Annotated in this window: 10 protein-coding genes; 7 read left to right on the forward strand and 3 right to left on the reverse strand. The window is 58.2% G+C overall.

The features are described 5' to 3' along the window. Nucleotides 1-16: 16 nt before the first annotated feature. Nucleotides 17-943 carry a LysR family transcriptional regulator gene (locus SIK97_RS18515; RefSeq protein WP_047722966.1) on the reverse strand — a complete coding sequence of 309 codons (927 nt, stop codon included), beginning with the start codon at nucleotides 941-943 and terminating at the stop codon, nucleotides 17-19. 133 nt (nucleotides 944-1,076) lie between these two features. On the opposite strand from SIK97_RS18515, the gene lysA reads away from it, so the two are divergent. Then, entirely contained in the window at nucleotides 1,077-2,339 is a 1,263-nt protein-coding gene (gene lysA / locus SIK97_RS18520) for a diaminopimelate decarboxylase (RefSeq protein WP_025107409.1), read from the forward strand. A 39-nt stretch (nucleotides 2,340-2,378) separates the two neighbouring features. Here the strand turns inward: lysA and SIK97_RS18525 are convergent, their stop codons facing one another. Beyond that, a complete protein-coding gene (locus SIK97_RS18525; protein ID WP_162140818.1) occupies nucleotides 2,379-3,380 on the reverse strand; it encodes a LacI family DNA-binding transcriptional regulator in 1,002 nt (333 codons plus the stop codon). A gap of 303 nt (nucleotides 3,381-3,683) precedes the next feature. Between SIK97_RS18525 and SIK97_RS18530 the strand changes: the two genes are divergently transcribed. From SIK97_RS18530 to SIK97_RS18545, 4 genes are all read left to right on the forward strand, one after another. Continuing rightward, nucleotides 3,684-5,021 (forward strand): PTS sugar transporter subunit IIC, encoded by a 1,338-nt coding sequence (locus SIK97_RS18530; RefSeq protein WP_014226668.1) that lies wholly within the window; start codon nucleotides 3,684-3,686, stop codon nucleotides 5,019-5,021. A gap of 7 nt (nucleotides 5,022-5,028) precedes the next feature. After that, the gene (locus SIK97_RS18535; protein WP_057173956.1) at nucleotides 5,029-6,456 is read left to right on the forward strand and encodes a glycoside hydrolase family 1 protein; all 1,428 of its coding nucleotides are present in this window, start codon (nucleotides 5,029-5,031) and stop codon (nucleotides 6,454-6,456) included. A 68-nt stretch (nucleotides 6,457-6,524) separates the two neighbouring features. Next, the gene (locus SIK97_RS18540; protein WP_004105268.1) at nucleotides 6,525-7,298 is read left to right on the forward strand and encodes a GntR family transcriptional regulator; all 774 of its coding nucleotides are present in this window, start codon (nucleotides 6,525-6,527) and stop codon (nucleotides 7,296-7,298) included. Next, a complete protein-coding gene (locus tag SIK97_RS18545) occupies nucleotides 7,295-7,774 on the forward strand; it encodes a GNAT family N-acetyltransferase (RefSeq protein WP_057173955.1) in 480 nt (159 codons plus the stop codon). Before SIK97_RS18540 ends, SIK97_RS18545 begins: the two co-directional genes overlap by 4 nt. Here SIK97_RS18545 and galR read toward each other — a convergent pair. Beyond that, on the reverse strand, nucleotides 7,735-8,751 hold the full coding sequence (gene galR / locus SIK97_RS18550) for an HTH-type transcriptional regulator GalR (RefSeq protein ID WP_057173954.1): 1,017 nt from the start codon (nucleotides 8,749-8,751) through the stop codon (nucleotides 7,735-7,737). The genes SIK97_RS18545 and galR overlap by 40 nt on opposite strands. A 622-nt stretch (nucleotides 8,752-9,373) precedes the next feature. On the opposite strand from galR, the gene aas reads away from it, so the two are divergent. Together aas and lplT are read left to right on the forward strand one after the other, a co-directional pair. Beyond that, nucleotides 9,374-11,533, forward strand: a complete 2,160-nt coding sequence (gene aas / locus SIK97_RS18555; RefSeq protein ID WP_069684217.1) for a bifunctional acyl-ACP--phospholipid O-acyltransferase/long-chain-fatty-acid--ACP ligase — start codon at nucleotides 9,374-9,376, stop codon at nucleotides 11,531-11,533. After that, nucleotides 11,526-12,719: a lysophospholipid transporter LplT gene (gene lplT / locus SIK97_RS18560; RefSeq protein WP_057173313.1), complete on the forward strand. Its 1,194-nt coding sequence runs from the start codon at nucleotides 11,526-11,528 to the stop codon at nucleotides 12,717-12,719. Before aas ends, lplT begins: the two co-directional genes overlap by 8 nt. Nucleotides 12,720-12,840 lie beyond the last annotated feature (121 nt).

The following is a 12,840-nucleotide window of genomic DNA, read 5'->3' on the forward strand; positions in this document are numbered from 1 at the left end:
TGCTGCTGGCGTTATTTTAGGATTTGTTTATTAATTTGTTAAATGAGGAGACGATATTTGGAATTTCACTGATTAAATGGCGGCTGAAGACTTCAACCAGGGCTGATGTCGGACGATGCTGCGGGTGAATCAGGCTGACGGTGAAGGGGACCGAAATACTAAAAGGACGTACAGCTATACCGCTATGAGCATAGTCCAGCGCGGTCAGTGGGTTAACAACAGAAATACCCAGCCCAGCACGCACCATGGCGCAAATAGAGGCTGCGCTGTGTGTTTCAATAACCATTCGGCGTTTGACCTGATGTTCGTTGAAGAGCGTGTCGAGTAATTGGCGGTAGCTATCGGTTCGCGACAGGCTGATATAGTTTTCTCCCTGGAAATCCTGTGGCGTTAACAGGCTTTTCCCGCACAGCGGATGATTTTGAGGAAGCACGCAAACTTCATTGAGAGAGAGCAGCTCCGTCCTCTGAGTCCCCGCCGGCGTATGCAGCGTTTCCGTGATCCCTAAGTCGTGGCGCTGGGCCGACAACCACTCCTCCAGCAGCGGCGACTCTTGCGGCACAATCTGAATATTCACCTGCGGGTAGCGCGCTAAAAACGGCGCCAGCAGCAGCGGCAATAGCGATTGGGAGAAGACCGGCAGACAGGCTATCGACAGCTCGCCCTGGCGGAACTCGCGCAGGCTTTCCGCGGCGCTGACGATTCTGTCCAGACCGTACCAGGATCGCTGCACCTCTTCAAACAGACGTAATCCCTGAACCGTAGGCTGCAGGCGCCCGCGCGTGCGGGAGAATAGCGTCAACCCCAGCACCTTTTCAAAACGCGCCAGCTCGCGGCTGACGGTGGGCTGCGAGGTATGCAGCATGCGTGCGGCCTCGGTCAGATTGCCGGTGGTCATCACCGCATGAAAGATTTCAATATGACGCAGGTTGACGGCGGGCATGGGGGTTCCTTAAGTGGCGCAAGCCATATCATTTTTGCATAGAGTGGCAATAAAACGATATTTTTTATTGCGTACGCGCTGTGGCGTAATCGTAAAAAACAGAAATAACGCACACACAGCACCGGAGTTCCTTATGCCACACTCGCTTTACGCTACCGATACCGACCTGAGCGCAGAAAACCTGCTGCGTCTGCCCGCCGAATTCGGCTGCCCGGTTTGGGTTTACGACGCGCAGATTATCCGCCGCCAGATTGCCCAATTGAGCCAGTTCGACGTGGTGCGTTTTGCGCAGAAGGCCTGCTCCAATATCCATATTCTGCGCCTGATGCGCGAGCAGGGCGTGAAGGTGGATTCGGTGTCGCTGGGCGAGATCGAGCGCGCGCTGGCGGCCGGGTACGATCCGCATCAGCATCCGGAAGATATCGTCTTTACCGCCGATCTGATCGACGATGCAACCCTGGCGCGGGTTAAAGAGCTGCAGATCCCGGTCAACGCCGGCTCAATTGATATGCTGAGCCAGCTGGGCGAAGTCTCTCCGGGCCACCGCGTCTGGCTGCGGGTTAACCCGGGCTTCGGCCACGGCCACAGCCAAAAAACCAATACCGGCGGCGAGAACAGCAAGCACGGGATCTGGCACAGCCATTTAACGGCGGCGCTGGAAGTGATGCGTCGCTATCAGCTCCAGCTGGTGGGGATTCACATGCATATCGGTTCTGGGGTCGACTATGGTCACCTGGAACAGGTCTGCGGCGCGATGGTGCGTCAGGTTGTTGAATTCGGGCAGGATCTGCAGGCGATCTCCGCCGGCGGCGGACTGTCGATCCCGTATCACGAAGATGAAGAGGCGATCGATACCGATCACTACTTCGGCCTGTGGAACGCGGCGCGCGAGCAGATCGCTAAACATCTGGGCCATCCGGTCGCGCTTGAGATCGAACCGGGTCGCTTCCTGGTGGCGGAGTCCGGCGTGCTGGTTTCTCAGGTTCGCAGCGTGAAGGAGATGGGCAGCCGCCACTTCGTGCTGATTGACGCCGGTTTTAATGATTTGATGCGCCCGGCGATGTACGGCAGCTATCACCATATTACCGCTCTCGCCGCGGACGGCCGCGATCTGCGCGCCGCGGCGGAGGTTGAAACCGTAGTGGCCGGGCCGCTGTGCGAATCGGGTGATGTATTTACCCAGCAGGAGGGGGGGAAAGTGGAAACCCGCCTGCTGCCTGCGGTGGCGCCGGGGGATTATCTGGTGCTGCACGATACCGGCGCTTACGGCGCGTCGATGTCTTCTAACTACAACAGCCGTCCGCTGCTGCCGGAAGTGCTGTTCGACAACGGCAAAGCGCGGCTGATCCGTCGTCGCCAGACCATTGAAGAGCTGTTGTCGCTCGAGCAGCTGTAAGGTGGTGCCCGATGGCGCTTCGCTTATCGGGCCCGCTAATTATGCGTAATACGGCCCGGTGGTGACCGACTCGCGCAGCACCAGCTTGCCGGTAAACGGCGGTATGGTCTCGATCGGCTGGCCGTTGGCCAGCTTGATGGCCTGATCGATAGCGGTGGTGATCATGTTATCGATCGGCAGATAGACCGTCGACAGCCCCGGCTCCAGCCATTTCGCGCTCGGCGCGTCATCAAAACCAAACAGCGAAATATCCTGCGGGATCCGCAGCCCTGCCTGATGCAGCGCTTTCGACGCGCCCAGCGCCATATCATCGTTACAGGAAAACAGCGCGCTAAACGGCGTTTTCTCTTCCAGCAGCTCGCAGCAGAGTTCATAGCCGCGGCTCATGGTGGAGTCGCCGTATTTCACCTTCGCCGGATCCCACTTGATGCCGTGCTTCTTCAGCGCGTTGCGATAGCCTTCCAGGCGAGCTTTACCCGTCGGCGTGTGCATCGGCACGGTCAAACAGGCAATATCGCGATGGCCCTGGGCAATGAGGTACTCAACCGCCTGAAACGCCGCGTCCTGCTGTTCGAAGAACACGCAACGCTCCCGGGCCTGGCTAACGTCGCGGTTGATCACCACCAGCGGCATGGCGATAGACTCAATCAGCGACATAATCTTCTTTTCGCTCATATGGCGCGTGTAGAGCACGATGGCATCGCACTGGCGATCGGCCAGCATCTGCACCGCCTCTTCTTCACGCTCCGGCGCATCGTGGCCGTCGGTGACGATCAGCTGTTTGCCCCAGGCTTCCGTCTGGCGAGAAGCCTGCTGCAGCAGGCGGCCAAAATAGAAACCGTCAAAGGTGGAAACCACCAGACCGATGCTGTTGCTCGTGCGGTTTGCCAGCGAGCGGGCGAGAAAGTTTGGCCGATAGCCCAGCTCTTCCATCGCCTTAAAAACCTGTTGGCGGGTGCTCTCTTTCACCTGACCTGTGCCGTTCAACACGCGGGAAACCGTCGCTTTAGAGACGCCTGCGCGAATTGAGACATCCAGCATTGTAGCCATTCATCCGATTCCTGATATCACGTGGTGAACCGCAGTTTATCACAGACATTCAGGGGGATATGGCTTCATGGCGTGGTAAAAAACCATCGCGATCACGCTTTTACAGGAATTGATCGCAGGGAAAAGAAAACCGCAAATGCGGTATGCCAATTATCGCCTTTCTGGAATACCAATGAACGGGTTGGGAGCTTAATCACAGAACTTATTCTCCTCAGTGGCTATTTTTTGGTATGCCAATAGGTGTTTGGCTGTACACCTGGTGCGCTAAAAGCCCTTAAACCTGAGGTATCCTCTATGGCATTGCAGGACAAACTGATCGACTCACTGGGGAGTTTCGCCACGAAATTCAACAGCTACCGCTACATCATGGCGATAAAATCCGCTTTTATTACCCTGATGCCGGTGATCATCGTCGGCGCCTTTTCGGTGCTGATCTCCAATATGGTGCTGGATCCGAAAAATGGACTCGCCAGCTTTCAGGCGCTCTCTTTTCTGGCGGCGCTGAAACCCATTACCAGCGCGATCAACTACGCCACCCTTAACTTTCTCAATATTGGCGCGGTCTTTCTTATCGGCATTGAGCTGGGGCGGATTAACGGCATCAAGAGCCTGTTCCCCGGTCTGCTGGCGGTGATCTGCTTTATCTGCGTGACGCCGACCACCGTCGAAATGATGGTCGACGGGCAAATGCATGAAGTGAAAGATGTGCTGCTGCGCCAGTTTTCCGATACCCGTAGCCTGTTCCTCGGTATGTTTATCGCCATTCTGTCGGTGGAGATCTACTGCTGGCTGGAGGGCCGCAAGGGGCTGAAGATCAAGATGCCGGATACCGTGCCGCCCAACGTATCGGCGTCGTTCTCCGCCCTGATCCCGGCCATTATCACCACCACGGTGATTGCCACCTTTGGCTTTATTTTCCATCAGGCCACCGGCATGTACCTGTATGACGCGGTCTATCAGGTGGTGCAGCAGCCGCTGGAGCGGGTGGTGCAAAGCCTGCCGGGGATCCTGCTGCTGATGTTTGTCGCGCAGCTGTTCTGGGTTATCGGTATCCACGGCAACCAGATGATCAAACCGATCCGCGAACCGCTGCTGCTAGGGGCCATCACCGTCAATATGAGCGCCTTTGAGCAGGGCAAAGAGGTGCCGAATATCATCACCATGCCGTTCTGGGACGTTTATATGAGCATCGGCGGATCGGGGCTGACGATTGGCCTGCTGATCGCGGTCATGATCGCCACCAAACGCAAAGAGATGAAAGAGATCGCCAAGCTGTCGATTGGGCCGGGTCTGTTCAATATTAACGAACCGGTGATTTTCGGCATGCCGATCATGCTCAATCCGATCCTCGCGATCCCTTTTATCATCACGCCGCTGGTGACCGGCAGCATCGGCTACTTCGCGACCGCCGCCGGCTTTGCCGGTAAAGCGGTGGTGATGGTGCCGTGGACCACCCCGCCGCTGATCAACGCCTGGCTCTCTACGGCGGGTTCGATGGGGGCGGTGGTGACGCAGCTTATCTGCATCCTGACCGCGGTGCTGATCTATCTGCCGTTCGTCAAAATAGCCTCCCGCCGCGCGGAAAACGCTCAGCGCCAGGCGGAGAACGAGCAGGCCAGCCAACAGATATGAGGACACAATGACGACAGTAAAGATGGCGATCCCCCACGACTTTATCCTCGGCGCCGCCGCTTCCGCGTGGCAAACCGAGGGCTGGTGCGGTAAGAAAGCGGGCCAGGATTCCTGGCCGGATCTCTGGTACAAGAACGACCGCCGCGTCTGGCATAACGGCTACGGCCCGGCGGTGGCGACCGATTTTATCAACCGCTTCCGCGAAGACGTGCAGTTGATGAAGCTGGCGGGGCTGACCCACTACCGCACGTCGATTAACTGGTCGCGCTTTCTCACCGATTATGAAAACGTCACGGTCGATGAAGACTATGCGGCTTACTACGACCAGCTCTTCGATGAACTGCTGGCCAACGGCATCGAGCCGATGATCTGTCTTGAGCACTATGAACTTCCCGGCTATCTGCTGGAGCAGTACGGCGGCTGGGCGTCAAAAAAGGTGGTTGAGCTGTTTGTGCAGTACGCGGAGAAAGTGTTCGCCCGCTATCACCACAAAGTCACGCGCTGGTTTACCTTCAATGAACCGATCGTGGTGCAGACCCGCGTTTATCTGGATGCGCTGCGCTGGCCTTACGAGCAGAACACCGGCACCTGGATGCAGTGGAATCACCACAAGGTGCTGGCGACGGCAAAAGTGGTCCGGCTGTTTCGCGAGAAAGGCTATCGCGGCACGGTAGGCTGCATTCTTAACCCGGAGGTCACCTATCCGCGCTCAAAAGCGCCGCACGATGTACGCGCCGCCGAACGCTACGATCTGTTTTATAACCGGGTTTTCCTCGATCCGCTGGTCCACGGCCTCTACCCGCCCGAGCTACTGGCTCTGCTCGAACAGCACGGGGTCTCCTGGGATTATGACGTGGAGGAGCTGGCGATAATCCGCGACAACACCGTTGATGAGCTGGGGATTAATCTCTACTACCCGCATCGGGTTAAGGCTCCATCGCGCGCCTGGCATCCGCAGACGCCGTTCCATCCGGCTTACTACTATGAGCCCTTTGAGCTACCGGGGCGGCGGATGAACCACTCCCGCGGCTGGGAGATTTATCCGCAAATCGTTTTTGATATGGCGATGCGGATCAAGCAGGACTACCGCAATATTCCGTGGTTCGTGGCGGAAAGCGGCATGGGCGTGGAAAACGAAGGGCAGTTTCGCAATGGTGAAGGCACCATCGCCGACGACTACCGGATCCGTTTTATCAGCGAGCATCTGTGGCAAACGCTGCGCGCGCGGGAAGCGGGGGCCAACTGCCACGGCTACATGCTGTGGGCGTTTACCGACAACGTTTCGCCGATGAACGCGTTTAAAAATCGCTACGGGCTGATTGAAATCGATCTGCAAAATAATCGTGCGCGGCGGCCCAAGGCGTCCGCCAGCTGGTTCCGTAAGCTAGGCGAGAGCCGGGAATTGACGCTGGATATTGACGATGAGTGGCGCTAGCCGGGCTGAAATTTTGCTAAGATAGCGGCCGATATTGACTCGCAGGCTCATAACGCACAGGTGATATTGTGGAGAAGGCTATCATTCCGCCGGAAAAGAAACCCTACCAGGAAATAGGTGATGATTTACGCGCACAGATTGCGCAGGGGCGCTATCCCATCGGGTCGCGCCTGCCGCCGGAACGCAATATCGCCGAGACCTACGGCGTGAGCCGGACCATCGTCCGCGAAGCGCTGCTGATGCTGGAGCTGCAGGGGACGGTCGACATTCGCCAGGGCTCCGGGGTGTACGTGATGCGCATCCCGCACGAGGACGATAGCGAGGAAGAACAGATGTTGAGCAGCGACGTCGGGCCGTTCGAAATCCTGCAGGCCCGCCAGCTGCTGGAGAGCAATATCGCCGCTTTTGCCGCCAAAATGGCCACCCGCGCCGATATCGATAACCTGAAGCGGATTATCGAGCAGGAACAGCGGGCGATTGCCGCCAACGATACCAGCCAGGATAACGCCCGGCTGTTTCACCTGGTGCTGGCCGGCGCGACGCAAAATCAGATGCTGTTGGCGACGGTTGAGCGCATCTGGCTGCAGATGGACAGCAGCCCGCTGTGGCAGCAGTTCAACGTGCATATCGCCAGCCGGGCGTACCGGCTGAAGTGGCTCGGGGACCGGCAAACGCTGCTCGCCGCCCTGCGCCGACGCGATGTGATGGGGGCCTGGCAGGCAATGTGGCAGCATCTTGAAAATGTCAAAAACAGCCTGCTGGAGCTCTCCGATGAAGACGCGCCGGACTTTGACGGCTATCTCTTTGAATCGGTACCGATTTTTCAGGGAAAGCTGGTATGATTATTCACCCCCTCTACGCTGCGCCGCAGCACGCTTCATGCGTGACGGAGTGGCTCTGGCGAGCGTTTGGCGCTGACGCGCTGCCGCGGGCGTTCTTCGCCAGCATTGTCGAACATAGCCAGACGCCGGGAGCGCTGCCCATTACCTTTGTGGCCGTGGAGGGCGAGAGGCTGCTGGGCACCGTCGGCCTGTGGCGCTGCGATTTAATCAGCCGTCAGGATCTCTATCCGTGGATGGCGGCGCTCTACGTGGCGCCTGAGGCGCGCGGGCAGGGGCTGGCGGGAAAACTACAGCAGCACGTCATCGGATATGCCAGAGCGCAGGGCTATACCGAGCTATTTCTCTACTCCGCCTGCCGCGATTTTTATGAGCGTTTTGGCTGGCAGTATATCGGCGAAGGCCTGGATTATCCGGCCAGCGCCGTCAGTTTATACCGCTACGATTTATCGCTGCCGAGGGGCGCAATCACCGAGTGACGGCGGACCAGCGTGGGGCTGAAAAGGTGGGTAATCTCCGGCGGCGGGCGATGCTCCGCCAGCGCTAACGCCAGCTCCGCGGCCTGCGTCGCCATGGTGACAATCGGATAGCGTACGGTGGTCAGACGCGGGCGCACGTAGCGCGAAATCAGCACGTCATCAAAGCCAATCAGCGAAATCTCACGCGGCACATCAATCCCGTTATCGTTTAATACGCCCATCGCGCCGGCGGCCATCGAGTCGTTATAGCAGGCGACGGCGCTGAAGTTCCTGCCGCGGCCCAGCAGCTCGGTTATCGCCTGTTCTCCGCCGCTCTCATCGGGCTCGGCAAAGGTCACCAGGCGATCGTTGCACGGCAGATCGCTCTCTTTTAACGCTGCCCAGTAGCCCTGCAGCCGGTCTTCAGCATCGGAAATAGCGTGATTAGAGCAGAGATAGCCGATGCGGGTGTGCCCCTGCTGAATCAGGTGGCGGGTCGCGAGCCATGCGCCGTAGCGGTCATCCAGCGCCACGCAGCGCTGCTCGAAGCCGGGCAGGATGCGGTTAATCAGCACCATGCCGGGGATTTGCTGCATCAGCGAGGCCAGTTCGTCATCGGGGATCATTTTGGCGTGGACCACCAGCGCCGCGCAGCGGTGGCGAATCAGCTGTTCAATCGCCTGGCGCTCTTTATGGAGGTTGTGATAGCCGTTACCGATCAGCAAAAAATTGCCGGTATTGTAGGCGACCTGCTCGACGGCTTTCACCATCGCGCCGAAGAAGGGGTCGGAGACATCGCCCACCACCAGGCCGACGGTTTCCGTTGACTGCTGCGCCAGCGCGCGGGCGTTGGCGTTGGGGTGATAATTTAGCGTTTCCATCGCGGCGCCTACCGACTGGCGCGAGGCTTCGCTGGCTTTCGGTGAATTGTTAATAACGCGGGAGACGGTAGCGACGGAGACTCCTGCGAGCCGGGCTACATCCTTAATAGTCGCCATACCAGGCCTTTTTTAGGGTAAGCGTTTACATGGCATTTATGTTACGGGAAAGCGCGGCAGATTCAAGGGTTGGTACTTTTGGGTTAATGCAATTGTGACGCAGATTAGCGTTGCGGGTGAAATAGTTACCCACAGGGGAGCGGAGAATGATTCCGGGAACGGACAATCCACACCTTTGCTTACACTTTGCGATTGGCTGTTGCGAATGTTCGCTGGTTTACCCATTCATTGCATTGATACTCTGGCTATCCCAGAGGTATTGATAGGTGGAGTCAACTTCAGGTTGACCACTTAATTACACCAGCCTGCGCAGATGCGCAGGTTTTTTTTTGCCCGCCGTTAGCCGTTGTTACAGTTCACGAAAAAAGTAATAACTGGTTGCACTTAGGCTTATTCCCTTGCGTTTTATGGCTGGCGCCGGCGGCGGGAAAAACGAGACAATCAGGATCCCAGAGGTATTGATTGGTGAGTTTTTTAAGTACGCTTTTCGTACTGATTATCTTGCACCGACCTGCGCGGATGCGCAGGTTTTTTTTGTCCTGAATTCCGCTCCTCCTGGTGCATTTTCCGTCCCTTCTCATGTAACCTGCTTTGACTGATTAACCGGTCAAACGGAGTTGTTATGCTTTTGGGATTTTTCAGACTACTTTTCAAAGGATTGTACCGGGTCAAGTTAACCGGTGACCCCCAGGCGCTGCAGCAGCAAAAGGTGCTGATCACGCCAAACCATGTCTCCTTTATTGACGGCGTACTGCTGGCGCTTTTCCTGCCGGTGCGCCCGGTGTTTGCGGTCTATTCCTCAATCAGCGATCGCTGGTTTATGCGCGCGCTAAAGCCGATTATTGATTTTGTGCCGCTGGACCCGACCAAACCGATGTCGATAAAACATCTGGTCCGCCTGATTGAGCAGGGGCGCCCGGTGGTGATTTTCCCGGAAGGGCGGATCTCGGTGAGCGGTTCGCTGATGAAAATTTACGACGGCGCCGCCTTTGTGGCGGCGAAGTCGCAGGCGACCATCGTGCCGCTGAGAATCGAAGGCGCTGAACTAACCCCCTTTAGCCGCCTGAAGGGGCTGGTCAAGCGCCGCCTGTTCCCGCGCATTCAGCTGCATCTGCTGCCGCCGACGCATCTGCCGATGCCCGATGCGCCGCGCGCCCGCGACCGGCGTAAAATTGCCGGTGAAATGCTGCATCAGATCATGATGGAGGCGCGGATGGCGGTGCGCCCGCGCGAAACGCTGTATGAGTCGCTGCTGGCGGCCCAGGACCGCTTCGGCGCGCGCAAACACTGCGTGGAAGATATCAATTTTCAGCCGGACACCTACCGTAAGCTGCTGACCAAAACCCTCTTCGTGGCGCGCATTCTGGAAAAATACAGCGCCCAGGGCGAAAAAATCGGCCTGATGCTGCCGAACGCCGGAATAAGCGCGGCGGTGATTTTTGGCGCGATCGCCCGCGGACGAATCCCGGCGATGATGAACTATACCGCCGGGGTCAAAGGCCTGAGCAGCGCCATTACCGCGGCGGAAATCAAAACCGTGTTTACCTCACGCACCTTCCTCGAAAAAGGCAAACTCTGGCACCTGCCGGAGCAGCTGACTCAGGTACGCTGGGTATTTCTCGAAGATTTAAAAGGCGAGGTTACCGCCGCCGATAAGCTGTGGATTTTTGGCCATCTGCTGATGCCGAAGCTGGCTCAGGTTACGCAGCAGCCGGAAGACGCGGCGATGATTCTGTTTACCTCCGGCTCGGAAGGCAATCCGAAAGGGGTAGTGCATAGCCATAAAAGCCTGCTGGCCAACGTCGAGCAGATTAAAACCATTGCCGACTTTACCGCCAACGACCGCTTTATGTCGGCGCTGCCGCTGTTTCACTCCTTTGGCCTGACGGTCGGCCTGCTGACCCCGCTGTTTACCGGCGCGGAGGTCTTCCTCTATCCCAGCCCGCTGCACTACCGCGTGGTGCCGGAGCTGGTATATGACCGCAACTGTACCGTGCTGTTCGGCACCTCCACCTTCCTTGGCAACTACGCCCGCTTTGCGAATCCGTATGATTTTTATCGCCTGCGTTACGTTGTCGCCGGGGCGGAGAAGCTGCAGGAAAGCACAAAGCAGATCTGGCAGGACAAGTTTGGCCTGCGCATTCTTGAAGGCTACGGCGTCACTGAATGCGCGCCGGTGGTATCGATCAACGTGCCGATGGCGGCGAAAGTGGGCACCGTTGGCCGCATTCTGCCGGGGATGGACGCGCGTCTGCTGGCCATGCCCGGTATTGAAGAGGGGGGCCGTTTACAGCTTAAAGGGCCGAACATCATGAACGGCTATCTGCGAGTGGAGAATCCCGGCGTGCTGGAAGCGCCCGCGGCGGAAAATCAGCACGGCGTAGTCGAGGCCGGCTGGTATGACACCGGGGATATCGTCAGCTTTGACGAACAGGGCTATGTGCGGATTCAGGGCCGCGCGAAGCGCTTTGCCAAAATCGCCGGTGAGATGGTGTCGCTGGAGATGGTCGAGCAGGTGGCGCTGGCGGTTTCGCCGGACAAAATGCACGCCACGGCGATTAAACAGGATGCCAGCAAAGGCGAGGCGCTGGTGCTGTTTACCACCGATAATGAACTGAATCGTGAAAAACTGCTGCGCTATGCCCGTGAACACGGCGTACCGGAGCTGGCGGTACCGCGCGACATTCGCTGGCTGAAGCAGCTCCCGGTACTGGGCAGCGGCAAGCCGGACTTTGTCACCCTTAAAGGCATGGTTGAACAGGCGGAAGGTTCGGATGAGTGAGTCAGTACACACTAACACATCGCTGTATTCGAAAGGGATGATGGCGGTTATCTGCGCCCAGTTTCTTTCGGCGTTTGGCGATAACGCGCTGTTGTTCGCCACCCTGGCGCTGATGAAGCAACTGTTCTACCCGGAGTGGAGCCAACCGGTATTACAGATGTTGTTTGTGGGCGCTTACATTCTCTTCGCGCCGTTTGTCGGACAGTTTGCCGATAGCTTTGCCAAAGGGCGGGTGATGATGGTGGCGAACGGCCTGAAGCTGATCGGCGCGGGGTGCATCTGCTTTGGCGTGAATCCGTTTGTTGGCTATACGCTGGTGGGCATCGGCGCTGCCGCCTATTCTCCGGCTAAATACGGCATTCTCGGCGAGCTGACCACCGGCGATAAGTTAGTGAAAGCGAACGGCCTGATGGAGTCCTCGACCATTGCGGCGATCCTGCTCGGCTCGATGGCGGGCGGTATCCTGGCGGACTGGCATATCATGGCGGCGCTCGGCGTCTGCGCGGTGGTGTACGCCGGCGCGGTGGTCGCCAACCTGTGGATCCCGAAGCTGCCAGCGGCGCGTCCCGGGCAATCATGGCGTTTCAGGCCCATGACCCACAGCTTCTTTAGCGCCTGTACGACGTTATGGCGCAACGGTGAGACCCGCTTTTCGTTAGTCGGCACCAGCCTGTTCTGGGGGGCGGGCGTGACGCTGCGCTTCCTGCTGGTGCTGTGGGTGCCGGCGGCGCTGGGCATTACCAGCAACGCCATGCCGACCTACCTTAACGCGATGGTGGCGGTGGGGATTGTGCTGGGAGCCGGCGCGGCGGCGAAGCTGGTGACGCTGGAAACGGTGTCGCGCTGCATGCCCGCCGGGATATTGATTGGCGTGGCGGTCATCTTTTTCGCCATCCAGCAGGCGCTGCTGCCGGCGTTTGCCCTGCTGCTGCTGCTCGGCGCGTTCGGCGGCTTCTTTATCGTGCCGCTTAACGCCCTGCTGCAGGAGCGAGGGAAACATACGGTCGGCGCGGGCAACGCTATCGCGGTGCAGAACCTCGGCGAAAACGTGGCGATGCTGCTGATGCTGGGCCTCTATTCGCTGGCGGTGAGCATCGGTATTCCTGTCGTCAGCGTAGGGATTGGCTTTGGCGTGGTGTTCGCCCTGGCGATTACTGCCCTGTGGATTTGGGGACGGCGTAAATAATCTCCCGGAGGCGGCGCGTCGCGCCTGTCCGGGCTACAAACCGCACGAACTTGTAGCCCGGACAGATGCGTAGCATCGCCTCCGGGAAAGGGAGTCGCCCGGATAAGGCATTAGCCGCAAT

Origin of the sequence: Klebsiella sp. JN_Kp126, assembly GCF_033843325.1 — a bacterium.
In the GTDB taxonomy this organism is placed as follows: Bacteria; Pseudomonadota; Gammaproteobacteria; order Enterobacterales; family Enterobacteriaceae; genus Klebsiella; species Klebsiella michiganensis.

Bases quoted from the DNA above. Each gene is read 5' to 3' on its own strand.
- lplT (WP_057173313.1), top strand. From the start codon at position 11,526: ATGAGTGAGTCAGTACACACTAACACATCGCTGTATTCGAAAGGGATG.
- galR (WP_057173954.1), bottom strand. From the start codon at position 8,751: ATGGCGACTATTAAGGATGTAGCCCGGCTCGCAGGAGTCTCCGTCGCT.
- SIK97_RS18530 (WP_014226668.1), top strand. From the start codon at position 3,684: ATGGCATTGCAGGACAAACTGATCGACTCACTGGGGAGTTTCGCCACG.
- SIK97_RS18545 (WP_057173955.1), top strand. From the start codon at position 7,295: ATGATTATTCACCCCCTCTACGCTGCGCCGCAGCACGCTTCATGCGTG.
- lysA (WP_025107409.1), top strand. From the start codon at position 1,077: ATGCCACACTCGCTTTACGCTACCGATACCGACCTGAGCGCAGAAAAC.
- SIK97_RS18535 (WP_057173956.1), top strand. From the start codon at position 5,029: ATGACGACAGTAAAGATGGCGATCCCCCACGACTTTATCCTCGGCGCC.
- SIK97_RS18515 (WP_047722966.1), bottom strand. From the start codon at position 943: ATGCCCGCCGTCAACCTGCGTCATATTGAAATCTTTCATGCGGTGATG.
- SIK97_RS18525 (WP_162140818.1), bottom strand. From the start codon at position 3,380: ATGCTGGATGTCTCAATTCGCGCAGGCGTCTCTAAAGCGACGGTTTCC.
- aas (WP_069684217.1), top strand. From the start codon at position 9,374: ATGCTTTTGGGATTTTTCAGACTACTTTTCAAAGGATTGTACCGGGTC.